Source organism: Paenibacillus sp. MDV22-iso6 (genome assembly GCF_058408365.1).
Genome location: NZ_JBZVDZ010000006.1, coordinates 310,357 through 334,827 on the forward strand (window position 1 = coordinate 310,357; position 24,471 = coordinate 334,827).

At 46.4% G+C, this 24,471-nt stretch carries 19 protein-coding genes; 17 read left to right on the forward strand and 2 right to left on the reverse strand.

The window, feature by feature from the left end; translation table 11 throughout:
* Positions 1 to 3: 3 nt before the first annotated feature.
* From AC4PM4_RS18810 to AC4PM4_RS18860, 11 genes are all read left to right on the forward strand, one after another.
* The gene (locus AC4PM4_RS18810; RefSeq protein ID WP_063564236.1) at positions 4 to 1,041 is read left to right on the forward strand and encodes a HAMP domain-containing sensor histidine kinase; all 1,038 of its coding nucleotides are present in this window, start codon (positions 4 to 6) and stop codon (positions 1,039 to 1,041) included.
* Complete coding sequence (locus AC4PM4_RS18815) at positions 1,038 to 1,700, forward strand: response regulator (RefSeq protein WP_072734028.1); 663 nt, start codon at positions 1,038 to 1,040, stop codon at positions 1,698 to 1,700. The genes AC4PM4_RS18810 and AC4PM4_RS18815 overlap by 4 nt, the downstream gene beginning before the upstream one ends.
* Positions 1,701 to 1,848: 148 nt before the next feature.
* Positions 1,849 to 3,549, forward strand: coding sequence for a S1C family serine protease (locus AC4PM4_RS18820; protein ID WP_063564238.1), 1,701 nt, complete (start codon positions 1,849 to 1,851; stop codon positions 3,547 to 3,549).
* A gap of 195 nt (positions 3,550 to 3,744) precedes the next feature.
* A complete protein-coding gene (locus tag AC4PM4_RS18825; RefSeq protein WP_063564239.1) occupies positions 3,745 to 4,434 on the forward strand; it encodes a response regulator transcription factor in 690 nt (229 codons plus the stop codon).
* A gap of 1 nt (position 4,435) precedes the next feature.
* Positions 4,436 to 5,896 carry a sensor histidine kinase gene (locus AC4PM4_RS18830; RefSeq protein ID WP_063564240.1) on the forward strand — a complete coding sequence of 487 codons (1,461 nt, stop codon included), beginning with the start codon at positions 4,436 to 4,438 and terminating at the stop codon, positions 5,894 to 5,896.
* Between the two features lie 68 nt (positions 5,897 to 5,964).
* A complete protein-coding gene (locus tag AC4PM4_RS18835) occupies positions 5,965 to 6,918 on the forward strand; it encodes a 4-hydroxy-3-methylbut-2-enyl diphosphate reductase (RefSeq protein ID WP_063564241.1) in 954 nt (317 codons plus the stop codon).
* Positions 6,919 to 7,148: 230 nt separating this feature from the next.
* Positions 7,149 to 8,213, forward strand: coding sequence for a 3-deoxy-7-phosphoheptulonate synthase (aroF, locus tag AC4PM4_RS18840; RefSeq protein WP_063564242.1), 1,065 nt, complete (start codon positions 7,149 to 7,151; stop codon positions 8,211 to 8,213).
* A 414-nt stretch (positions 8,214 to 8,627) separates the two neighbouring features.
* Entirely contained in the window at positions 8,628 to 10,052 is a 1,425-nt protein-coding gene (glnA, locus tag AC4PM4_RS18845) for a type I glutamate--ammonia ligase (protein WP_063564243.1), read from the forward strand.
* Positions 10,053 to 10,264: 212 nt separating this feature from the next.
* On the forward strand, positions 10,265 to 11,374 hold the full coding sequence (gene serC, locus AC4PM4_RS18850; protein WP_491614276.1) for a 3-phosphoserine/phosphohydroxythreonine transaminase: 1,110 nt from the start codon (positions 10,265 to 10,267) through the stop codon (positions 11,372 to 11,374).
* 137 nt (positions 11,375 to 11,511) lie between these two features.
* Positions 11,512 to 11,976 (forward strand): tRNA (uridine(34)/cytosine(34)/5-carboxymethylaminomethyluridine(34)-2'-O)-methyltransferase TrmL, encoded by a 465-nt coding sequence (gene trmL / locus AC4PM4_RS18855; RefSeq protein ID WP_491614277.1) that lies wholly within the window; start codon positions 11,512 to 11,514, stop codon positions 11,974 to 11,976.
* A 170-nt stretch (positions 11,977 to 12,146) separates the two neighbouring features.
* The gene (locus AC4PM4_RS18860) at positions 12,147 to 12,401 is read left to right on the forward strand and encodes an AbrB/MazE/SpoVT family DNA-binding domain-containing protein (RefSeq protein WP_024629045.1); all 255 of its coding nucleotides are present in this window, start codon (positions 12,147 to 12,149) and stop codon (positions 12,399 to 12,401) included.
* A gap of 97 nt (positions 12,402 to 12,498) precedes the next feature.
* On the opposite strand, the gene AC4PM4_RS18865 is transcribed toward AC4PM4_RS18860, so the two are convergent.
* Both AC4PM4_RS18865 and AC4PM4_RS18870 read right to left on the reverse strand, forming a co-directional pair.
* On the reverse strand, positions 12,499 to 12,930 hold the full coding sequence (locus AC4PM4_RS18865; protein WP_063564246.1) for a GNAT family N-acetyltransferase: 432 nt from the start codon (positions 12,928 to 12,930) through the stop codon (positions 12,499 to 12,501).
* A complete protein-coding gene (locus tag AC4PM4_RS18870) occupies positions 12,927 to 13,844 on the reverse strand; it encodes a serine hydrolase domain-containing protein (protein WP_491614278.1) in 918 nt (305 codons plus the stop codon). The genes AC4PM4_RS18865 and AC4PM4_RS18870 overlap by 4 nt, the downstream gene beginning before the upstream one ends.
* 464 nt (positions 13,845 to 14,308) lie before the next feature.
* Here AC4PM4_RS18870 and AC4PM4_RS18875 point away from each other — a divergent pair, with 464 nt between their 5' ends.
* From AC4PM4_RS18875 to AC4PM4_RS18900, 6 genes are all read left to right on the forward strand, one after another.
* Positions 14,309 to 15,073: an alpha/beta hydrolase gene (locus AC4PM4_RS18875; RefSeq protein WP_064639416.1), complete on the forward strand. Its 765-nt coding sequence runs from the start codon at positions 14,309 to 14,311 to the stop codon at positions 15,071 to 15,073.
* Between the two features lie 11 nt (positions 15,074 to 15,084).
* Complete coding sequence (locus AC4PM4_RS18880; RefSeq protein ID WP_063564249.1) at positions 15,085 to 16,044, forward strand: ABC transporter permease; 960 nt, start codon at positions 15,085 to 15,087, stop codon at positions 16,042 to 16,044.
* Positions 16,045 to 16,062: 18 nt separating this feature from the next.
* The gene (locus AC4PM4_RS18885; RefSeq protein ID WP_063564250.1) at positions 16,063 to 16,965 is read left to right on the forward strand and encodes a carbohydrate ABC transporter permease; all 903 of its coding nucleotides are present in this window, start codon (positions 16,063 to 16,065) and stop codon (positions 16,963 to 16,965) included.
* A gap of 54 nt (positions 16,966 to 17,019) precedes the next feature.
* A complete protein-coding gene (locus AC4PM4_RS18890; RefSeq protein WP_465115902.1) occupies positions 17,020 to 18,618 on the forward strand; it encodes a type 2 periplasmic-binding domain-containing protein in 1,599 nt (532 codons plus the stop codon).
* Positions 18,619 to 18,752: 134 nt separating this feature from the next.
* Positions 18,753 to 20,918, forward strand: a complete 2,166-nt coding sequence (locus AC4PM4_RS18895) for a glycoside hydrolase family 3 N-terminal domain-containing protein (RefSeq protein WP_491614279.1) — start codon at positions 18,753 to 18,755, stop codon at positions 20,916 to 20,918.
* Between the two features lie 124 nt (positions 20,919 to 21,042).
* Positions 21,043 to 24,414, forward strand: coding sequence for a GH36-type glycosyl hydrolase domain-containing protein (locus tag AC4PM4_RS18900; protein ID WP_491614280.1), 3,372 nt, complete (start codon positions 21,043 to 21,045; stop codon positions 24,412 to 24,414).
* Positions 24,415 to 24,471 lie beyond the last annotated feature (57 nt).

Here is a 24,471-nt window from a genome sequence, read left to right on the forward strand (position 1 = left end):
CGCATGATTCGAACGATTCTCAAGGCAAATAAGTGGGAACTGATGATGTATTTTGCGCTGACCGGACTCATTACTTTGGGCGGGTTTTACTTGCTGTACGGGGAAGTGCTGATGGGAACAGGGCGTCAGCGTGCGTGGACCTATGTTGCTGTTGTTCTCCTGGCTACCATAATCACGGGATATATTGCCGCCTTACGGCTTCAACGCAAGATTGATCTTCTGGATCTCAACATGCTGAAAGTGTCCAAGGGCAATCTCGCTGTTCGTATGCCTGAGGCAGATGATGCCTCCTTCGGACGGGTATATCAGGAATTCAATGTCATGATGGATTCGATTGAGAAAAAAATGAGATTGCTTCAGCGGCTTGGTGAGCAGGAAGTCATTGAAAAGGAACAGGCATCCGAACGCGCTGTGATTGAAGAACGCAAACGGATGGCAAGAGATTTGCATGATACGGTCAGCCAGCAGCTTTTTGCCATGCATATGTCGGCTTCTTCCTTACCACGTTTGCTGGAGATGAATCCCGAGCATGGCAGCAAAGTGTTGGAGCAACTTATTCAGATGTCGCATATCGCACAGCGGCAGATGCGTGGGCTTATCGCTCAGCTTCGCCCAGTGGAGTTGGAGGGAAGGAATCTTGGCGAAGCGCTGGATAGCTGGTTCCCGGATTATTGCAGGCAGAATGGTTTAAAAGGAGTGAAAGAGCTGGAACTGGATGGCGGAATTTCCGATGCCATCGAGCACCAGCTGTTTCTTGTTATTCAGGAAGCGGTCGCTAATGTGGTCAAACATGCGGAAGCGGGTCTAGTCAGTCTGTCCATACGAGAGAGTGAACATCAGATCAGCATGAGCATTAGCGATGACGGTCAGGGGTTTTTGCAGCAAGCGGAACGGCCTGGTTCATACGGATTATCAACGATGCGTGAACGGGCAGAGAAGCTTGGGGGTCAGGTTCAGATTATATCGAAGCCGGGAGCGGGGACGACGGTGCGGGTATTCATCCCGAAATTCCCGAAAGAACCAGAGGGGGAAACGGAATGAGCGGAATAATAAATGTAATGATTGTGGATGATCATGATATGGTGCGGATGGGGTTAAAAACGTATCTTATGCTGGAGCCTACATTTCATGTGATGGGGGAAGCGGGTAACGGACAGGATGCATTGAATCAGCTGCGCAAGCTGGGAGAAAACGAACTCCCTGACCTGATCCTGATGGACTTGATGATGCCGGTAATGAATGGCGCGGAAGCGACACAAGCGATTATGACCGAATTTCCGGGGATGAAAATTGTGATGCTGACCAGTTTTCTGGAGGATGACCTTGTGGTACAAGCGATTGAAGCCGGTGCCGTCAGTTATGTGCTGAAGACAGTATCTGCTGAAGAGTTGATCTACGCTCTGCAAGGAGCATACCGAGGTATGCCTGTAATGACAGGCGACGTATCACAGGCATTGACCCGTGGCATCAGGCAGCGCACAGCAAGAGAGAACGAATCCGGCCTGACGGAACGGGAAAAGGAAGTGCTTTTGCTGATTGCAGAGGGCAAGACCAATAAGGACATCGGGGAAGAACTACATATTAGTATCAAAACCGTCAAAACTCATGTGAGCAATCTGCTGATGAAATGTGAAATGGACGATCGGACACAGCTGGCAATCTACGCTCATCGTCAGGGCTGGGTGAAGAATAAGGGTTAGAATGCAGATTTGGCGGGAAAAATGTTCTATAACAGCGTGCTTTTATCTCCTTTTTAATTGTTTTTAAGGTACGGTTAAGGTTTAAAGTACAAAATAAGGACAGTTAAAGAATATCTCTTGCGAAGAAGAGATTGGGAGGTAGAGAGGCATGGACGAACGTAATTACAGAGCGAACCGTCAAGACGAGGAAAATGAAACTAAACAAGCGGAGAATCGCAATTCATCAGGGACGGACGATTCCTCCTATTATTATTCTTACGGACCTTTTCAGTCCGTGAATCAGGAAGATACAGCAAGTCATAATGGGGAACATAATCAACGTGAAGAAGGAAATGTAGAGATTACAAGACCTGAACCCGTGAAGCCCGTACCTACTTACTACAGTAATTACAATAACGAATCATCTGATCAAGCTAATACGTCCTCCAGAGGGGGCGGCGGCAATGGTTCAGGCAACGGAGGAGATCAGGGGAACGGCGGCAAGAACAATGGGAATTGGAATTATAATAACCGTCGGCCACGTTCTTCCGTAAGATCGCTCCTGTTCTCTTTTATCGCCGGGATGCTGGTCATTACAGTGCTGATGTATACAGCGGACAGAACAAACATGTTTACACCACAGGAAGCGCTGACAAGTGCAGACAATGAAAGCTCCAGTCAGTCATCTTCTCCTACTAACTCAGGCAGCAGCAATAACGTGACAGCGTCATTACTGCCAACGGGCAAAGAGGATGTATCCTCTGTAGTAACCAGTACAAGTCCGGCTGTCGTCAAAATCGAAACACTTGCCAAGCAGTCTACACGCAGCAGCAGCCAGGGTGGTTCTACGATGAGCGATCCATTGTACCAATACTTCTTTGGTAACGGAAGCAATGGTGGAACAGATAGCTACCAAGGCCAAAATAATCAGCAGCAACAGCAACAAAGCAGCAATCAGTTGGTTCCGCTCGGCATTGGTTCCGGATTTATTTTTGACAAAGAAGGCTACATCCTGACGAACCAACACGTGGTTCAGGGTGCAGATGTGATTCAGGTAACGCTGGAGAACAACAGCAAACCGTATGAAGCAAAATTGCTGGGAAGCAGCTTCGACCTTGACCTTGCCGTATTGAAAATTGAGAAAAACAGTGGCGATGATGCTTTCCCTGTCGCTCCACTGGGCGATTCTAACAGTACTCAAGTTGGTGAATGGCTTGTAGCTATTGGTAACCCGGAAGGATTTGAACATACAGTTACTGCAGGTGTGTTGAGTGCGAAAGAACGTACCATCAGCATTCCGGACGAAGAAACCGGCAAAACTCGTGAGTACAGCCACTTGTTACAAACGGATGCTTCCATCAATCCTGGTAACTCCGGTGGACCATTGCTTAACCTGAATGGTGAAGTCATTGGTATGAACGTTGCGGTTAGCGCGGATGCCCAGGGTATTGGGTTTGCCATTCCTTCGAGTGTAATCTCGGATGCGGTTAAATATTTGAAAGAAAACAAAGAAGTTCCCAAAGAGCCCGTACCGTTCATTGGTGCATCTCTGATGGCCCTCACGCCTGAAGTGGCTAAACAGATGGGAACGGATATCACTGAAGGTTCAGTTGTAGCCAGCACGATCTATCAATCCCCTGCTTACCAAGCAGACCTGCGTGCTTATGACATCATCACAGGTGCCAATGGCACAGCATACAGCACAAGTCAGGATTTGATTGATTTCATCAAGAAACAGGAAATTGGCAGTGAAGTGACACTGAATGTTGTTCGGGACGGTAAAAAAATGGATGTGAAACTCAAAATCGGCAACAAAAATGATTACGATACTACACAAACAACGGATCAACAACAGCAACAACAACCATAATGCCGAAACATGGGTTATAGAATAAGGTTTAGAAGAGCGGAAGGGTTCGAGGGCCCTTTCGCTTTTTTTGCACTATATTCGTTTGTACTCCATCAAGGTCTGACTCGCAAAGCAACAAGGTGTTTGGAAAGATGCAGATTGCGCTTTTGGCTGTTACAATAAGATTAAAACGTTAAGGGATAAAGGAGAAAGACCATGCGCTCAACTATTCTGATTGTTGATGATGATGAAAAAATCGTTTCCATGCTTCGGCGGGGACTTGCTTTTGAAGGATATGAGGTACAGACAGCTTCGAATGGGGCGGAGGGCCTCAGTAAGCTGATGGATAAAGAGCCGGATATCGTGGTTCTCGATGTCATGATGCCGCAAATTGACGGGTTTGAAGTATGCCGCAGACTCAGAGAAGCGGGGAGCAAAGTGCCCGTGCTAATGCTCACTGCCAAAGATGAAGTACAGAGCCGGGTAATTGGGCTCGATACAGGTGCAGATGATTATCTCGTGAAGCCGTTTGCGCTTGAAGAACTGTTGGCTCGTGTCCGTGCCTTATTGCGTCGTAAAGCGGATATAGCAGACACGCCTGATAATCGACTTATGTATGAGGATATCATTCTGGATAATGATTCTCGTGAGGTGTTGCGTGACGGTCAGCGTCTGGAACTGACTGCCAAGGAGTTCGAATTGCTGAATCTGTTCATGCAAAATCCGAAACGTGTGCTGTCCCGTGATCTGATTATGGATAAAATCTGGGGTTATGATTACAGTGGTGAATCCAATGTGCTCGAAGTGTATATTGCCATGCTCAGACAAAAAACCGAAGAATACGGCGGCAAACGTTTGATCCAGACGATCCGGGGAGCCGGCTATATTCTGAGGGGTGACTCCTGACATGTCCATTCGGTTAAGATTAACCGCGTGGTATTCAGGCATCTTGGCAGCCGTGCTCATTTTTTGGGGAGTTGTGATCTACGCTTTTGTTTATTTTAATACGTATCAAGAAGTGGAACAGCAACTGAAAGATAAAAGTGAACGAATTACGAATCAGATTGGTGTCAATCCGCTCTCACAGTCGCTGGACCTGGACCCTTTTACAGAAAGTCAGCTTCAGGAAGCGCAGATATACATCCAGTTGTGGGACTATCAGAGCAGATCTGGTAAAATCTCAGGCAATATGGAGAAGCTTCAGATTCAATTTCCCGTTGTGAAATCCAATGAGATTCAGAAAAAGCGTGGCATATCCAAGATCTATGTCAATGGGACCCCTTTCTTGGTGAATCAACAGCCCTTGTCTCTTCAGGGGACCAATGAAATAAGGGGGCTCCTTCAAGTCGGTGCCAATGTTAGTTCCCAGGAACGATTGCTGGAAGCTCTGCGAAATATTCTGGTTTTTGGCTGGCTTGTAGCGATGGCACTTGCCATTACTTCGGGTCTGATTCTGGCTCGTAAATCCATGCGTCCGCTCGTCAATGTGATTGATGCCGCCAATCAGATTCAATCCGGGGATGACCTTAGTGTGCGTATTCAATACACAGGTCCCAAGGATGAGATTGGGCGTCTGATTGAAACAGTTAATAATATGCTTGAACGAACAGAGCTGTCATTCCGCGGGCTCGAGGAGACGAATAAAGCTCAGCGCAGATTTGTATCTGATGCTTCACATGAGCTGCGTACACCGCTGACCACGATCCGTGGCAATGTGGACTTCCTTAAGAAGCTATGGGATCAGGAGAGCACGGACCGACCGAATCTGGACGAAGAAACGGTTAAACAAATGTCGCTTGAAGCGATAGAGGACATGGCGGATGAAGGCAAACGCATGAGCAGACTGATCAGTGACATGTTGTCTTTGGCCAGAGCCGATACAGGACAGAAAATCGAACTGAATCCGATCCCGTTGCAGATTCTGGTGCAGGAAGTGGCTCGCAGATCGCAATTCCTTGATCACCAGGCTGACTGGCGTCCAGGTGATCTATCGATTTTGAATGGCATTTATGTGAACGGCAGCAAGGACTATTTGCAGCAAATGTTGTTTATTTTTATCGAGAATGCTTTCAAGTACACTCCAGATGGCTCGGTTACGCTTGATGCAATACTTTATAAAGGTCAGGTAGGACTGCGCATCAGTGATACGGGCATCGGAATGGATCGGGATGAAGTTCCATTTATCTTTGACCGGTTCTATCGGGCAGATGAGTCGCGCGGTGCCACACCAGGCATAGGTCTGGGACTGTCGATCGCCAAGTGGATCATTGAGGAACACCAAGGATCTGTCGAGGTTGTAACCAGACGTGGAGAAGGAACGACCTTTATCATTTGGTTGCCGGTTGTCTTTGCTCCGCCTATCGAATAAGGTTATAATAGACAGGACTGCAATTACATCGGCTATCTTTGCCGAGAAAGAAAGCGGGTGGCAACCAAGTGGAAGTACTGCGAATTTCGCCGCGGGGATATTGTTATGGAGTTGTGGATGCGATGGTGCTCGCGCGCCAGGCGGCACGCAATCTGGACCTACCACGGCCTATTTATATATTGGGTATGATTGTGCATAACCAACATGTGACGGACTCTTTTGAAGATGAGGGCATTATTACACTGGACGGACCGAACCGGATTGATATTTTGAGCCAAGTAGAGAGCGGAACAGTGATCTTTACTGCCCATGGTGTATCTCCGGAAGTGCGCAAGATGGCACGTGATAAAGGTTTGACTACAGTGGATGCAACTTGTCCGGATGTAACCAAAACCCATGACCTTATTCGAGAGAAGACGGCTGAAGGATATGACATTATCTATATCGGGAAAAAGAGCCATCCAGAGCCTGAAGGTGCGGTTGGTGTTGCACCCAATCATGTTCATCTGATCGAGAAGGAAGAGGAGATTGACGGACTGAACGTACCTCCCGGCAAAATCCTTATTACGAATCAGACAACGATGAGCCAATGGGACATTAAACACATTATGAGCCGTCTTCTGGAGAAGTATCCAGGCGCAGAAATTCATAATGAGATATGCTTGGCTACCCAAGTACGTCAGGAAGCTGTTGCTGAACAGGCAGGGCAAGCCGATCTGGTCATTGTTGTCGGTGATCCTCGCAGTAATAACTCCAACCGACTTGCACAAGTATCGGAGGAAATTGCGGGTGTAACGGCATATCGTGTATCAGATGTGGCTGAGATTCAGCAGGAATGGCTGAAAGGTGTGAATAAGGTGGCGGTTACTTCGGGCGCATCTACACCAACACCGATCACGAAGGAAGTCATCCTGTATCTGGAGCAATATGAACATGACAAGCCGGAAACATGGGAAATCAAGCGTACGGTGAATATGAGCAAGCTATTACCTCCTGTAAGGGAAAAGACTCGTACAACGTAAACAAACATTATTATAAGAATCCTGCAGTACAGAGCCGAAATCCGGTGACTGACTGCAGGATTCTTTTTTTTAAGGGGATAAGAGTCGGCTTGACTGAAAAGGGTGAATATGTTATATTTACTTTAGTGGATAAAAGCTTAAAAGCGAACAAGCGTTTAAGTGAAGAAGAGTTTTGGAGATTAAATCAGACGCGCTTAGGCGCTCTCATACAAGGAAGGATGGGATTTATAATGATCGTTATTGCAGGTAAAGCTACTCCGGAGGAACATATTCAGGATATCGTCGCTACAATTGAAAAGGAAGGGCTTCAGGTTCATATCTCGCGTGGAGAGGACCGCACCATCATTGGTTTGATTGGTAAAGTAGAGCCGAAAATGGCTGAGCATCTCCGTCAAATGAAAGGTGTGGAGAATGTCGTCAAGATTTCGAAGTCTTACAAATTGGCAAGCCGTGACTTCCATCCTCAAGATACCGTAATCTCCATCAAAGGAGTAGATATTGGCGGCAAAGAACTCGTCGTTATGGGCGGACCTTGTGCGGTTGAATCAGCTGCACAGATTGATGAGATTGCCGGGCTGGTTAAGGCTGCTGGTGGACAGGTGCTTCGCGGTGGTGCATTTAAGCCACGTACAGGTCCGTACAGCTTCCAGGGAACGGGTGTTGAAGGTCTGATCATGATGGCTGAAGCAGGCAAGAAACATGACCTGTTGACCATTACAGAAGTCATGACGCCTGAATATGTGGATATTTGTGCCGAGTACGCAGACATTCTGCAAGTAGGTACACGGAACATGCAGAACTTCGATTTGCTGCGCAAATTGGGTGAGTGTGGCAAACCGGTACTGCTGAAACGTGGTTTCAGTGCAACTTATGATGAGCTGTTGAATGCGGCTGAATACATTCTTGCGGGTGGCAACCCGAATGTAATGTTGTGTGAGCGTGGTATTCGTACATTCGAATCCTACACACGCAATACGCTCGACTTGTCGGCCATCCCTGTTCTGCAGTCTCTCAGTCATCTGCCGGTCATTTCGGACCCAAGTCATGGTACGGGTCGCCGTGAGCTGGTTGAACCGATGACGAAGGCTTCTGTTGCTGCTGGTGCTAACGGCCTAATTATCGAAATGCATACGGACCCTGATAACTCCATGACGGGTGACGGTGTACAATCTTTGTTCCCTGATCAATTTGCCAACCTGCTTCAGGATCTGGAGAAATTGGCACCAATCGTGGGTAAAACATTCAACACAGCCAAACAACCGGCGGAGTTCTTTCCAGCACGAGTAGGCGTATAACTGATCTTCATAGTATAGGTAATATATATCATCCGGGCATCTGCCCTGGCTCCGTTCGATGAGAATGAGGCTAGGACAAAATGTCCGGTTTTTATGTTATTTGGAGCCTTGAACGCATTTATTAATCATAGGTGATAAGAAACATTTATGATGTAATGTTATTTCCATAATTTAGGCTAAATATACCCCTGCTTTACCGCATTAAACCAGTTAAATATAGTGTATTTACGTTGTTAAGTGAAATCAATAGGTTTATAAAATGTTAGCATAGCTCACATAGTTGCAAAAAATACCTTACATAAGTATTGACGATGTCACATTTGAGATTTTATAATGACGACAGAAAAAAATTCGAATATGGACATTTTCTTAGCGGGGTTGTTTAATGTTCGGAATATTTGGGAGGACGAATACATGTCGGTTGAAAACGTATTGAAATCAATTCAAGAGAACAACATCGAGTGGGTAGATTTTCGTTTTGTAGATTTATCTGGTCGTGCGCACCACATCTCGTTACCAGCTTCGGCAGTTGACGCAGACACTTTTGTAAATGGAGTAGCCTTTGATGGTTCTTCTATTCAAGGTTTCCGCGGAATTGAAGAGTCCGATATGGTTATGATTCCAGATCCTGAAGCGACTTTTGTCGATCCGTTCACAGCACACCCTACATTGAATGTTATGTGTGATATCTTCACTCCGGATGGGGAGCGTTATGAGCGTGACCCACGCGGTATCGCAGTCAAAGCCGAAGAGTTCCTGAAAGAAAGTGGAGTAGGTACAGCAGCATTTTTCGCACCTGAATCCGAATTCTTCATCTTCGACGATGTACGTTATGAGAGCGGCACGAACAGCTCTTCCTATTTCGTAGATTCCGAAGAAGCTTCTTGGAACACCAACCGTAAGGAAGATGGCGGTAACCTGGGCTTCAAAGTTCGCACTAAAGGCGGATACGTTCCTGTAGCTCCAGTGGATACACAACAAGATATTCGTAGTGAAATGTGTCGCATTTTGGAAGAAGCGGGCCTGTCGATCGAGCGTCATCACCACGAAGTGGCGACAGCTGGTCAAGCCGAAATCAACTTCCGTTTTGATACGTTGAAGAAAACAGCAGATAACCTGCTTGTATACAAATACATCGTGCATAACACTGCACGTCAATATGGTAAAGTAGCAACATTCATGCCAAAACCACTGTTTGGTGACAATGGTAGCGGAATGCACGTTCACCAATCCATCTTCGATGGCGATTCCCCATTGTTCTATGACAAAGCGGGATATGCAAACCTGAGCGAAATGGCTCTGCACTACATCGGAGGCATTTTGTACCACGCACCAGCTCTGATTGCTTTGACTAACCCTAGTACGAACTCATTCAAACGTCTCGTACCTGGTTATGAAGCACCGGTTAACCTGGTTTACTCCAAAGGTAACCGTTCGGCAGCAGTACGTATTCCGGTTGCAGCTGTGACACCAAAAGGTTGTCGTATCGAGTTCCGTACACCGGACTCCACAGCTAACCCTTATCTGGCGTTCGCTGCAATGCTGATGGCGGGTCTGGATGGAATCAAACGCAAAATCAACCCAACTGAGCTTGGATATGGTCCACTCGACAAAAACATCTATGATTTGTCTGATGCAGACAAAGAAAATATCCGCAGTGTGCCAGCTTCCCTGGAAGAAGCGCTTGACGCTCTGGCAGCGGACAACGAATTCTTGACTGAAGGCGGCGTCTTCACGAAAGAATTCATCGAAAACTATATCAACCTCAAACGTGATGAAGCAAAAGCAGTGGCAATTCGCATTCATCCGCATGAGTACAGCCTCTACTTCGACTGCTAATCAAGTCGGAACAGAAACTGTTCCCAATGTAAAGCCTCCGGGACTCGCTCTCGGAGGCTTTTCCTTGAATTGAACGATGTAGTGCATTAACTTTGCAGGGTGATAAAGGAATTTGATAACCCTGATTCGCAGCTTCGGTGCTTATTGCCCTTGAAGCAGATAGGGAATACTGATATCATAGCGATAATATTCACTTCATATGTCAGCTACGGATGGAAAGGGCGGGGGATTTTGTGACAAAGAGAGCGTATAATTTTAATGCAGGACCTGCGGCGTTGCCACTTGAGGTTCTAGAGCGTGCTCAGGCAGAATTTGTTGATTTTCGGAATACAGGGATGTCGATTATGGAGATGTCCCACCGTGGAGCGGTGTACGAATCTGTACATAATGAAGCTCAGGAGCGCTTGTTGTCTCTACTAGGCAACCCCAAAGGATATAAGGTCCTCTTTCTTCAGGGCGGAGCCAGCACTCAGTTCGCCATGCTGCCGATGAACCTGCTCGGGGAAGGGCAGACAGCCAGTTACGTCATGACAGGCAGCTGGGCCAAGAAGGCACTGTCTGAGGCGAAACTGATTGGGGAGACGCAGGTCGCTGCATCTTCCGAAGCGGATAAATATATGAAATTGCCGGATGTGTCGAATCTTAGCTTCCCGGATCGCACAGCTTATGTTCATTTGACGTCTAACGAAACAATTGAGGGAACTCAATTCAAGTCATTCCCGGATACCGGTTCAGTTCCGCTTATTGCCGACATGTCGAGTGACATTTTCTGCAAACCGTTTGACCTTAATCAATTCGGCATGATCTATGCGGGTGCACAGAAGAACCTGGGCCCATCAGGGATTACGGTTGTTATTGCTCGCGAAGAACTGGTTAGTGAATCTCCTAAAACGATTCCGACGATGCTTCGTTATAGTATACATGTGGACAACAATTCTCTCTATAATACACCACCGTCCTTCTCCGTATACATGGTGAATGAGGTTTTGAAATGGATCGAGGAACAAGGCGGATTGGCTGGAATTGAACAGAAGAACGTGAAGAAAGCGGATTTGCTCTATAATGCGATCGATTCCTCCGGAGACTTCTACCGTGGCTGTGTAAATCCGGCAGATCGTTCCCTGATGAATGTGACCTTCCGCTTAGCTAACGAGGACTTGGAGAAACAGTTTATCAAGGCTTCGGAGCAAGAAGGATTTGTTGGTCTGAAAGGGCATCGGAGTGTTGGCGGCCTGCGTGCTTCCATTTACAATGCTGCTCCATATGAAAGTGTTAAAGCACTTACGGACTTCATGAGCCACTTCCAGAAGACCAATGGATAAATAACCTGGCAGCGAGTTGTGAATTCAAGCATTCACACTTGTGCTTTACCAGAGCCTTCCACATTGACGTGTGGAGGGCTTTTCTTTAAGATTAGAGAATTGTCGTTTACATGAAATGAAAAGGAGATTGAACACATATGGCTTTACATATCGTTCTGGTTGAACCGGAGATTCCAGCAAATACGGGCAATATTTCTCGTACATGCGCGGCTACCGGCACACATTTGCATCTCGTGCGTCCACTCGGATTCCGTACGGATGATGCCACACTGAAACGCGCGGGTCTGGATTACTGGCATGCCGTTCATATTGAATATCATGATTCGTTTGCCGAGGTTCAGGAACAGTATCCAGATGGGCGTTTTTTCTACGCAACCACGAAGGCAAAGAACCGTTATAGCGATTTTAAGTTTCAGGATGGGGATTTTCTGGTGTTCGGTAAAGAGACCAAAGGCCTTCCTACAGAGTTAATTGCTGCTAATCCAGATACTTGTATGAAGATGCCAATGACAGATGATGTCAGATCATTGAACTTGTCAAACTCAGCAGCAATCATTGTGTATGAGGCATTGCGTCAACTTAATTTCCCGGGTCTTGATTAATCCAATTCGCGTATAAGTGACGGTTAGAATTCGCTAAAAAAACATTTTTCAAAAAAAAGGACAAAAAATGTTTATTTCCAGCAGGATTCGACAAAATCTTGGCGAATTAATAAACATAGTACAAATGTACCTAGAAATTTAGAGTAAGATAGGAGAGGTGTGCCGTAGCTATGAAGCCAGCTGGAGTCGTTCGCAAAGTTGACCAATTGGGTAGGATCGTATTGCCTAAATCTTTGCGTAAAAGGTATCAAATGAATGAGGGAGATCCTGTAGAGATCTTAGTACAAGGGGACCATATCATTCTAGAGAGATACCGTCCAAAATGTATTTTTTGTGGATCGATGGAAGAAGTCAATGAGTTCAAAGAGCGTTACATATGCGCACAATGTTTAGATGAAATGACCCAGCTTCCACAGCACGGGTAAAATAAAAAGTATCATGGCCTCTGAAGGTCATGATACTTTTTTTGTGTGGGAAAAGCATTTCCACTTCTTGTTGTTTATCGGGATCAAACGAATGGAATCAGCTATTAGAGTCGTACTCCATCACCCAATATTTCTCCCCGGGTATACCTTCTTCAATGACTTTTTTCCAACCCTGTCGTTCGTAAAAGCCAATTGCTTTATGATTATCAGATACACATTTCAATCGAACAGGCTGCTGCATAAGTGAAATTGATGCATCAAGTAAGCGTGAACCTGTACCCCCGCCGATAAAACCGGGATGGATAAACAGAAGGTGAATAAAGTTCTCGGGAAGATATAGCGAAGCGAAGCCGAGAAGCTGTCCTTCTTCATTTTCAGCCACGAGGATATATTCTTCAACGGTGTCTGTATCAAAATCCTGTAGGGACAGCTCTTCCGGCTTAGCCCAGTGGAACCGGGCACGTCGCGACTCGAGATAGATGATTCTCAACTCCGCATAATCTGCCTGAGTGGCTGCTCGTATAATCAAATGTTCCCCTCCAGAATAGGCAATATATCTGACCATACATGATCAAGAATGGTTTGCATATTTTGTTCATCACTATTGATGGCAACGACGGACTCCAGCTCCGGTAGGACAACACATAGTTGACCATTGGCGCCATCAGCACGGTAAGCGTTATGGGAACATCTCCAGAATTGATATCCATAACCTTGTCCCCAGTCGCCGTCTCCTGGTGTAGGGATCTGTTGTGTTGTCGCTAATCGGATCCATTCCGCAGGAATGAGCTGCTCGCCGTTCCAGTGGCCCTCCTGAAGCAACAGTTGACCGAACCTGCCTAATTCCTCATTGGTGAGCTGCAGGCCCGCACAGCCCAATGTAATGCCCAAGGGAGAAGTCTCCCACTCTACATTCGTAATGCCCAGTGGCTCGAATAGCCGGGGAATCAGATAGTCCTTAACGGTTTGACCAGAGGCAGCCTGGAACATGGCGGAGATCATAAACGTATCTGCACTGCTGTATGTAAACGTTTCACCAGGAACTCTGTTCAAAGGAAGGGACATGTAATATTTCGCCCAATCTTTCTCAGGAAGGGTGGCTCGCTCTTCTGCCCATAACACAGGTACGTCATGCCCCGATGACATTCGCAGCAAATCGTACAGGGTGAGGTCCGCAGGAGGGAAGGCTGTTAAATGGGAAGCAGGTGTTGGTGATGTGAAATAGTCTCCTAGTCTGGATTCAAGTGTAAGTGTGCCCGCATCCAAAGCAAGTCCAACCGCCATGCAGGTGAACGATTTGCTGACAGAATGCTGTAAGCGGCGCATATCGCTGGTGCGATCCCACGCTCCGATTGTAACCCCTCTCTGCAATACCCGAACAGAATGAACGTTTAACTGCTGCTTATCTATATGATGAACAAAAGAATTAATAATACTAGACATCTTAACATCCTTTCTAAAAAAGAAGAATTTTAACTGTTGGTGAAACGTTTCCGCAATCTGGATCAAAAATTAGAACTTATGTTAGTACAAACGAAGTTCAATGTCAATGAATAGGTGCAAACGGTTACTTAAAGGAAATTGTTTCAAATTAAAAGTGCCTTTTGACGCAAATTTTATCACGGAAAATCAGTTTTTTGAGAAAAAAGCGCGAAATTTGTAAAAAGGTTATTGACAGGGTTTGTACTTCGGGATTATGATTTATTCGAAACGATTCGAAGAAATCGCTTCCACGTAAAATGTGTTGTAATCAAGTCCAAGTAAATCAACGTTGGCTATGTTTTGAAACGATTCGAGAAAATCGTTTCGATAACCGAGCGAAATACGGGGGAATCACTGGAAGTTGCAACAAAAAGGCAGAGAAACAGAAGTTTACAGACAGCAGCCGACGATGAAAGGGGTTACATATGGCGCATATAACGATCGAAACCGGATCGCCTACGTTATGCATGAATACAAGCATACATGTAGTGTCCAGTGACTCCGGAGACACTTCAGGCGGTACGCTATATTTGCTGCATGGGGCAGGCGATAACGCAAGTACATGGCAACGTTTGACTACAATTGAAATGTATGCGCAACAATATGGCTGTACCATCATTATGCCGGAAGCGAACCGAAGCTATTACACCGATATGGAATACGGCCTGAATTACTTCCATTACATCACTCAGGAGCTGCCTGAATTCTGCAGGCGTCAGCTCAATCTCAATACAGACCCGGCAAAGACTTTCGTAGCCGGTCTATCCATGGGTGGGTACGGTGCATTGAAATGTGCACTGACATATCCCGAGAGGTACCGCAAAGCGGTGTCCTTATCAGGTGTAACTGATATTCAGACCCGGCTTCACGATCCGGAGATGCCATCAGGCATGATCAAGGAAATGAAAGCGGTTTTTGGAGAACGGTTACAGGTAAAACCTGATCAGGACCTGTACGCACTGTCTGCCAAGCTGTTGAAGCAAGGTGGAGATTTACCGGATATTCTGAGTTGTTGTGGTGACATTGATCCGTTTGTGGATATGAATCGCAAATTCGCGGAATACATGCAGGAAACGGATTTTGAGTTTCGGTATGTGGAGACACCGGGTACCCATGAATGGAGATTCTGGGAGCAACACCTGAGAACAATGTTTGATTTTCTGTATAACGACAAGACCAAAGTAGAGTGAGGAGATGCAATTTGAAACCTGCAGCCGAAGGACCTAGCAAAAAGCTGAAGGGAAACTTGAAAGGCAATTCGCTCTGGAGTGAAATCTGGAAGCACAGAATGACGTACACCCTGCTTATTCCAGGGCTCGTCTGGCTGATCCTGTTTGCCTACATGCCAATGGGTGGCCTGTCTCTTGCGTTTAAAGACTACAAGGCAAACCTGGGGATCTGGGGAAGCCCATGGAGCGGATTTGAGAATTTCAAATACGTTTTCCGGGATCCAACCTTTATTGACGCGGTATGGCGGACGCTGTACATCAACATTCTAAAACTGATTATTCAGTTCCCGTTCCCGATTATTCTGGCCCTGTTGTTGAATGAATTGCGGATGCGCAGAGGGAAAAAGTGGTTCCAGACGGTTCTTACGTTCCCTCACTTCCTTTCATGGATCATCGTATCCGGGGTAGTCATCAACGTCTTGGCTTATGACGGACTGGTAAACAGCGCACTTGGTTTGCTTGGATTGCCAACCATTAACTTCCTTGGTTCCGAGTCTAACTTTGTACCGATGCTGCTGTTGACGGATATTTGGAAATCAAGCGGATGGGGTGCGATTATCTTCCTGGCAGCCATTTCCGGTATTGATCAGGATCAGTATGAATCGGCGCAGATTGACGGCGCTTCCCGTATGCAGCAGATGTTCAAGATTACATTGCCAAACATACTTCCAACAATCACCGTCATGTTCATTCTGTCGGTTGGTGGATTGATGTCTTCCGGTTTCGACCAGATCTTCAACTTGGCAAATGCCGCAACTAAAAATGTATCGGAAGTATTGGATGTATATATCTATCGGATTACGTTCCAGTCCTCAACGGACTTCTCATTCTCGACAGCGGTCAGCTTGTTCCGTTCCCTCGTGAATATGGTCTTGCTGCTTCTCGCAGACAGATTTGCCAAGTGGCTTGGCGGAGACGGTTTGTTCCGATAAGAGAGGAGGAAAAATGAAATGAGTAAGAAGTCTAACAAAAAACCGAGAATTGGTACAGAAAAAATGACATTTCTCGATTACATTATTTTCGCCATTTTACTTGTGCTTGCTCTGATGATTCTGATTCCGTTCTGGAATGTCATCATGATCTCGTTCGCAACACAAAAAGAATATGCTGACAATCCATTTTTGATGTTCCCTAAAGAATGGACATTGGATTCCTATAAGGCGTTGTTCGCTGACGGAACGATTCTGTCGGGGTACAAAAATACAATTATTTTGCTAGTCATCGGTTTGCCACTCAGCTTGTTCCTGACAACAAGCATGGCATATGGCCTTAGTCGCAACAAATTTCCGTTCAAGAAATTTCTCTTTTTCTTAGTACTGTTCACCATGATCTTTAATGGTGGTATTGTACCGCTGTACCTGATCATGAAATCACTTCACCTTACAGGTACGCTATGGTCCGTTATCCTGGCGGGAAGTTTCAGTGCTTTCAACATGATTCTGATGATGAACTACTTCTATACCTTGCCTGAATCGCTGATGGAATCGGCGAGATTGGATGGAGCAGGAGAGTGGAGAATTCTGTTCTCAGTTGTTCTTCCGCTGGCTACACCAATTATGGCTACAATCACGTTGTTCTACGGTGTGGCGTACTGGAACAGTTGGTATGATGCGATGATATTCCTTCGAAAAGCGGATCAGTTACCGCTCCAGAATGTACTCAGAAACATTATCGTCACATCCCAGACGAACGCATCCAATGCATCCAGTGTGGATGCTGCCCAAGCAAGCAATTTCTCAATGGGTATGAAGATGGCGGCAGTATTTGTCACCATGGTACCAATTATGTGTTTCTTCCCAATGCTGCAAAAACACTTTGCCAAAGGGGTATTAACAGGGGCTATCAAGACCTGATTATACGTATAGGATTTTGCATTAAAATTCTACTAAAAAACATGGGGGTAAAACATGAAAACGAACAAAAAGTTGTCAGTAAGAGCTCTCTTTGCCATCACGCTTAGTGTAGTTATGCTGATGGTGACCGCTTGTTCCAGCCAAGGAGCTTCAGGTGGTAACGAAAAAGATGCAGAGGGAAATTACAAAGACAACCTGACCATCTCAGTAGCTAACCTGACAGAAATTAAAAACGGGAACTTGGATAATGACTTCCACAAGTTCTGGACAGACAAGTTCAATGTAACATGGGATTACAACTATATCGATTGGGATTCATGGGGCGAGAAGCTTCGTCTGTGGATCAACTCTGGCGATTTGCCGGATGTAGCAGTATGGAACTACGTGCATGGCGATGCCATGAACAGTATTGATCAAGGCCTGTTCTACAAATTCCCGGATGACTGGAAAGAACGCTGGCCTAACGTGGCAGCAGCCTACAAGTTGACCGGTCTTGGAGACAAGCTGGAAGAACTGACGGGTGGAACATACGTCCTGCCAAGACCAATCTATTTCGAGAACAAACCTGCTGACCCATTGACGAACCAAATTGGTGTCATTGCGCTTCGCAAAGACTGGGCTGAAGCGGTTGGTTTCGAACTGAAAGATGCATATACAACTACTGAATTGAATGAATACGCTGAGCTTGTGAAAGAAAAAGATCCAGGCAAAGTGGGCAACAAACTTGTACCTTTGTCCTACAATGCGGCAGATGCCATGACGAATATCATTATGCCGAACAGTGTGCATGCCATGACTGACTCTCCGTTCTATAAAGGAGAAGATGGCCAGTTCCACTGGGGACCATCAGATCCTGAAACTCTGACAGGACTTAAATTGATGCAAAAAGCCTACAAAGATGGCTTGCTCAATCCTGAGTTCTACACATGGAAAAACAATGAAGGTCAAAACAACTTCAAAGTAACAGGTACAGCTGCAGTAACAAGTCTGGGCGGACTGGCTTCGTACAGACAAGGTCTGGATTCCGATATGAAAAAGAATCTGGGTGTAGATAGTGATGACCTGGTACACACAGCAATCGTATTGGGCGATGATGGGAAATACCGCAACATGGAGCAAGCGAACTTCTGGTCTGCATTGATCTTCAATCCGAACATCAGTGACGAGAAATTCGAACGGATCATGGATCTGATCGACTACTCGACTACCAAAGAAGGACAACTGCTCATCAACATGGGCTTCGAAGGTAAAGATTGGAAATATGATGAAAACAAAGAACTGGTTAGCTTGCTGCCAGAAGGAACTGTTCTGGAAGACAAATACCCAGCACGTTTCGAAGGTCTGTACCTGCTGGGTGACGACTTCAGTGTTGTAAACCCTGCAATTAAAAAGGATTACCGTGATAGAGCTGTGAAGCTGTTCGAGGAAAAAGCAAAACTCGGTACAGAAGGTCAGTCACTCGCAACATACGACTGGGATATCAACCTGTACGATTCCAAAGCTAAAAGTCAGGCTTCATTCGACTACCAGAATGAATATGCCAACTTGATCCTCAAAAATGGAGATCTTGAAGCGAACTGGAAAGAATGGGTAAACAGTAAAATGTCCCTGGTTCAACCTTATCTGGATGAACTGAACAAAGAATTCAAGTAATCATTCAGTAATTAGCAAGATGGGGTATGACAGGTGTGTTCTGTCTGTCCCATCCAATCGAACCCGGTGCGCGGTCTCTCCCCGAACGCAGCCGGGTTCTTTATTTCAACAACATGTAGTGGAGGATAATGTCTATGAATAACGAGCAGTTGCTAGTCCTTGTAAACCAAATGACCCTGGAAGAAAAAACGGCCCAGCTGCTTCAGCTGACCGCTAACTTTTATGAAGGAACCAATGTTGAAGGTCAGATCACAGGTCCAATGGAAGAGATGGGAATCACGGAGCAGTCCGTGGATGCCAGTGGCTCCATTCTGGGATTGTCTGGTGCACAGGCCATTATAGATGTACAGCAAGCTTACCTGAAAAAAAGCCGTCTCGGCATTCCGCTCTTGTTCATGGCGGACGTCGTGCATGGTTTTAAAACCATTTTCCCCATCCCGCTAGCCATTGGCTGTTCATGGGACACCGAACTGGCTGAGAAAAGTGCTGAGATTTCAGCACGTGAATCCGCCGTATCTGGCCTCCATGTCACTTTTGCACCGATGGTCGATCTTGTTCGTGATCCGCGCTGGGGTCGAGTAATGGAGACGACAGGCGAAGATCCTTATTTGAACAGTCTGTTCTCTGCGGCATTTGTACGTGGATATCAGGGCGACAGTTTGAAGGATGAGCCGGATCGTCTGGCTGCTTGTGTAAAACACTTTGCAGCATATGGGGCAGCAGAAGGTGGTCGTGATTACAACACGGTCGACATGTCTGAACGCAACTTGCGTGAGTACTATTTACCGGCTTACAAGGCAGCATTGGATGCAGGCGTTGAAATGGTTATGGCTTCATTCAATACCGTAGAAGGTATTCCAGCGAGCGGAAATGAGAAGCTCATGCGTGACATCTTGCGTGACGAGTGGGGCTTTGATGGTGTATTGATCTCGGATTGGGCTTCCATTCGCGAGATGATTGCTCATGGCGCAGCTGAAGATGATCGTGAAGCTGCATACCGCGCCATTCGTGCAGGAGTGGACATCGAGATGATGACACCTTGTTATGTTCATCATCTGCCAGAGTTGATCAAGAACGGAGAAGTGGAAGAAAAGCTCGTTGATGAAGCGGTGCTGCGTATTTTGCAACTGAAAGAAAAGCTGGGATTGTTCGATAATCCACTGCGTGCAGCGGATCCGGAGCGTGAGCGCGAGATCGTGTTCTCGAAAGAACATCGTCAGGTATCGTATGAGCTTGCAACCAAATCCGCTGTATTGATGAAAAATGATAATCACGTGCTTCCGCTGAAGCCAGAAGCCAACGTTGCGTTAATTGGACCTTTTGCCCAAAGTGAAGACATTCTCGGATGGTGGTCCTGTGAAGGTGTCAAAGAAGATGCCGTTAAACTCGGAACTGCTTTGCAGGAACGTCTTACTGCCGGGAAAGTTCATATGGCTCAAGGCAGCAACGTTCACACGATCACCGCTGAACAGATTGCTGAAGCGCTTGAAGTAGCAAGCAAAGCCGATCTGATCGTGCTTGCACTTGGTGAAGATTCCGAAATGAGTGGTGAAGGTGGATCGCGTACGGATATTCGTTTGCCAGCAGCTCAACTGGAATTGGTTAAACAGCTCAAAGCAGCCGGCAAACCAATCGCCAGCGTTATTTTCAACGGTCGCCCTCTGGACTTACATGGTGTTTTTGAAGAATCCGATGCTGTGCTTGAAGCGTGGTTCCCCGGCAGTGAAGGTGGAGCGGCCATTGCCGATGTATTGACAGGTGCGGTGAATCCATCTGCGCGTCTGACGATGTCCTTCCCGCAATCTGTAGGTCAGATACCGGTATATTACAATCATTTTAATACAGGACGTCCACTCAATCCGCAAAAGACGGAAGAGCGTTATGTTTCCAAATATATTGATAGTCCGAATGATCCGCTGCTTCCGTTTGGCTACGGCTTGTCATACACCTCGTTTGAGTATGGTGACCTGGAAGTTTCAAGCAATGAAATGACTGCTGATCAACCTCTGACAATCCAAGTGCGTGTAACCAATGCTGGCGAACGTGCTGGCGTAGAGACGGTTCAGTTGTACGTACGTGATGTCACTGGTGAAGTTGTACGTCCAATGCGTGAGCTGAAAGGGTATGTCAAGCTGTCACTCGCACCGGGTGAAAGTGGTACGGCTGCATTTACATTAAACGAAGAACAGCTTCGTTATCATCATTCCGATTTGAGTCATCGCAGTGATAAGGGAACATTCCACATTTTCGTAGGGCCGAATAGCCGCGATACATTGGAGAGCACATTCAAGCTGGTGTAATGGGATACACCTCATATCGATGAATGATTGAACTCATCATACAAAAGCAGCAAATCTGCACTGCCTTCTTCTCTTCTGTTCAGCAGCAGGGAACAAGGCAGGATAGGAGGATATGAATAGATATATGAAGACCATGAATAAATCTCAAATCAACGTACAATCCGGCGACCTGTGCTTTACGTTCTGGGAAAGCGGTGATTTGTTCAAGGCTGTAAGTGGAACAACGATGATTAATCAGTGGATGGCTAGTCCGGTGGACGGCTCCATGAACAATCTATACTTGCGGTTTCACAGTGAATCCGGCATTCGTTTTGTGCCAATGCTTGGCATTCACTCCGACAGCCAGGTGAGCACTGACGGCAGTCGTATGGTATGGACAGGTACCGCTGAGGGCGTAGGCTATCAGGTTGTATTTGCTCCAACAGCACAAGGTGTATGGTTCTGGGATGTAACCGTAAACGGTAATGGAGAAGAGGTCGACGTGGTCTATGGCCAGGATGTCGGCAATGCTGATCCAGGTGCGGTACGCAGCAATGAGGCTTACTTGTCGCAATATATTGACCATGCCGTATTTGAGGATGCGAAACTTGGATATATCGTAGCTTCACGGCAGAATCAACCGCAGGGCGGGGCTTTTCCTTATCTTCAACAGGGTTCATTAACCCGTGCAGCAGGTTACTCCACAGATGGATTTCAGTTCTTTGGCTTGAGTTACAAGAAGACGAATGTCCCTGAAAGTCTGGGTAAGCCAACACTTGCGAATGAAGTGTACCAGTATGAATTTGCATACACAGCTCTGCAGTCCGAAAAAGTGGTGTTGAGTGGCGAAGCTCGCTTTGTGTTCTATGGACTCTTTCAGGCCAACCACGCTGAAGCGGTGAAGGAACTCGAATACCAGGATGTTCTCCAACAGGCTTGGGACGAGTATGAAGCGAAGCGTCAAGAGAATACAAGCACGGTACAAGCAGTATCCAACGTATTCCCAAAAGTATCTCTCCATCCGGTAATGGGTGAACCATTGCCTACTTTATCGATGACCGAAGAAGAAGTGAATTCCCGTTTCCCGTCTTTGAAGAGACATCAAGAGGAGCGCGCGGATGGTAAATTGCTGGCGTTCTTTACAGATACGTATGAGCATATTGTGCTCAAGGAAAAGGAAATGCGTGTGGAACGTCCGCATGGACATATTCTGATGAGTGGTAACAATGTGAAGCTGGGTCAGAACGTAATCACAACGTCTTCCTATATGTATGGTATCTTCAATTCCCATGTGGTTGTGGGAAATACGAACTTCAATAAAATGATGAGCAATGCACGTAGCGCACTCAACATACCCAAATCATCCGGTCAGCGGATCTACGTCGAGGTTGAAGGAATCTTCCACCTACTCACGATGCCTTCCCTGTTTGAAATGGGCTTCAACTATGTTCGCTGGTATTACAAAACAGCTGAGGATACGCTGATCATCACAAATTATACAACTTTGGATACTCCTGAAGTACATCTTCATGTGAAGTCGGAAAAAGGAACAGCTTACCGATACCTGATCACCAATCAGATTACGATGAATGTGAATGAATATGAACTTCCCGTTCATGTTACCGAGCAGAATGGTGAACTGAGCTTCAAGGCAGATCACAGCTCCCTCAGTGCCGAAGTATATCCTAATCTTGAGTACCGCATGCGGGTAAGCGGAGCAGGAGTGACGGTTGGCGATGAGACTGAACTGGCTAGTGGAGTAAACGCAGGCGACGACTCACTGACGACTTTACGACTGGACAGCAGTGCTGAATGGACATTGACCATTCAAGGGCTGTTGGAAGGAGGACAGATTGCATCCTCGACACGCAGCTTCGAAGAGGAAGTGGCAGCTTATCGTACCTTCTATGCAGAAGTGATGAATGGGTTCCATTTGTCTCAACCTCAGAAGCAAGGAGCAGATGAGTTGTTCAAAGTGAATGCTCTTGCATGGTGGTACACCCACAATATGCTGGTGCATTACTCTGTTCCTCACGGATTGGAGCAATATGGCGGTGCAGCTTGGGGTACACGGGATGTCTGCCAGGGTCCGGTCGAATACTTTATGGCTACACAAAAGTATGAGCAGGTTCGCGACATTCTGAAGACGGTATATTCGCATCAGTATGAGGATGACGGTAACTGGCCGCAATGGTTTATGTTCGATCGTTATTTCAAAGTTCAGCAGGAAGAAAGCCATGGTGACATTATTGTTTGGCCTCTCAAAGTGCTAAGTGATTATCTGATTGCCACCAAGGATTATTCGATTCTGAATGAGGAAGTACCTTATACCGTAAAACATGGTTTTGACTTTACTGATCAGACAGCCAGCGTGCTGGAGCATGCCCAGAAAGAACTGGAGTATATCCGCAGTCATTTCCTGCATGATACATTCCTCTCTTCATATGGTGACGGGGACTGGGACGATACATTACAGCCTGCCAATGCTCAATTGAAGCAATATATGGTCAGCAGCTGGACTGTGGCGCTCACCTATCAAACGTTGAAGCAGCTATCCAGAGCGCTTGCGCCTGTGAAACCGGAGCTTTCTTCGGAATTAAGCGATATGGCAGCGGGTGTGAAAAGGGACTTCAGCAAGTATATGTTGGATACCGATGTGATTCCGGGCTTTGTATATATGGAAGATCCGGCACAAGCGAAGCGCATGCTGCATCCGGATGACAGCGAGACAGGTATTCAGTACCGTTTGCTGCCGATGACACGCAGCATGATTGCCGAGTTGCTGGAACCTGAGCAAGCGCAATCCCATTATGAACTGATCAAGGACAAGCTGTACTGCCCGGATGGTGTCAGATTGATGAATCGTCCAGCACAATATGATGGCGGCGTCAGCACTCATTTCAAACGTGCAGAGCAGGCATCCAACTTCGGACGTGAAGTGGGCTTGCAATATGTTCATGCTCACATCCGTTATATTGAAGCCATGGCGAAGCTGGGCAACCCGGATGAGGTCTGGAATGGGCTGGGCATTATCAATCCAGTGGGTATTCAGGAAGCTGTTCCTAACGCAGATCTACGCCAGAGTAATGCCTACTTCAGCAGTTCTGACGGGAAATTCAACAACCGTTATGCAGCGCAGGAGCAGTTCGATAAGCTTCGCACCGGAGATGTGCAGGTGAAGGGCGGCTGGAGAATCTACTCCAGTGGACCGGGAATCTACATGAATCAGCTCATTTCGAACGCCCTGGGTATTCGCCAGGAGGAAGAAGATCTGGTTCTGGACCCTGTGTTACCTGTCAGCTTGGATGGCTTGCATTTTGATTTCCAATTTGCCGGCAAAAAGGTAACCTTCGTCTATCATCTCAGCGGAGAGGCCGTACAACGTATTGTGCTGAATGGCAAGGAACTGGATGCGACTAGGTTGCAACAACCTTATCGTCTTGGTGGACTGCGTATTTCACGTAAGGAGCTTGAACAGAGCCTGAGCGAGAATAACGTGATTGAGATTTTCAGTTAATCGTGTAAACGTTAGTCTATTTTATCAAGTATAAATATTTTAGATGTCAGGTCCTTC

What these genes read in the sequence shown, in the direction of transcription:
- AC4PM4_RS18810 (WP_063564236.1), top strand. Translation starts at nt 4, where the DNA reads ATGATTCGAACGATTCTCAAGGCAAATAAGTGGGAACTGATGATGTAT.
- AC4PM4_RS18815 (WP_072734028.1), top strand. Translation starts at nt 1,038, where the DNA reads ATGAGCGGAATAATAAATGTAATGATTGTGGATGATCATGATATGGTG.
- AC4PM4_RS18820 (WP_063564238.1), top strand. Translation starts at nt 1,849, where the DNA reads ATGGACGAACGTAATTACAGAGCGAACCGTCAAGACGAGGAAAATGAA.
- AC4PM4_RS18825 (WP_063564239.1), top strand. Translation starts at nt 3,745, where the DNA reads ATGCGCTCAACTATTCTGATTGTTGATGATGATGAAAAAATCGTTTCC.
- AC4PM4_RS18830 (WP_063564240.1), top strand. Translation starts at nt 4,436, where the DNA reads ATGTCCATTCGGTTAAGATTAACCGCGTGGTATTCAGGCATCTTGGCA.
- aroF (WP_063564242.1), top strand. Translation starts at nt 7,149, where the DNA reads ATGATCGTTATTGCAGGTAAAGCTACTCCGGAGGAACATATTCAGGAT.
- glnA (WP_063564243.1), top strand. Translation starts at nt 8,628, where the DNA reads ATGTCGGTTGAAAACGTATTGAAATCAATTCAAGAGAACAACATCGAG.
- serC (WP_491614276.1), top strand. Translation starts at nt 10,265, where the DNA reads ATGGAAAGGGCGGGGGATTTTGTGACAAAGAGAGCGTATAATTTTAAT.
- trmL (WP_491614277.1), top strand. Translation starts at nt 11,512, where the DNA reads ATGGCTTTACATATCGTTCTGGTTGAACCGGAGATTCCAGCAAATACG.
- AC4PM4_RS18860 (WP_024629045.1), top strand. Translation starts at nt 12,147, where the DNA reads ATGAAGCCAGCTGGAGTCGTTCGCAAAGTTGACCAATTGGGTAGGATC.
- AC4PM4_RS18870 (WP_491614278.1), bottom strand. Translation starts at nt 13,844, where the DNA reads ATGTCTAGTATTATTAATTCTTTTGTTCATCATATAGATAAGCAGCAG.
- AC4PM4_RS18875 (WP_064639416.1), top strand. Translation starts at nt 14,309, where the DNA reads ATGGCGCATATAACGATCGAAACCGGATCGCCTACGTTATGCATGAAT.
- AC4PM4_RS18885 (WP_063564250.1), top strand. Translation starts at nt 16,063, where the DNA reads ATGAGTAAGAAGTCTAACAAAAAACCGAGAATTGGTACAGAAAAAATG.
- AC4PM4_RS18890 (WP_465115902.1), top strand. Translation starts at nt 17,020, where the DNA reads ATGAAAACGAACAAAAAGTTGTCAGTAAGAGCTCTCTTTGCCATCACG.
- AC4PM4_RS18895 (WP_491614279.1), top strand. Translation starts at nt 18,753, where the DNA reads ATGAATAACGAGCAGTTGCTAGTCCTTGTAAACCAAATGACCCTGGAA.
- AC4PM4_RS18900 (WP_491614280.1), top strand. Translation starts at nt 21,043, where the DNA reads ATGAAGACCATGAATAAATCTCAAATCAACGTACAATCCGGCGACCTG.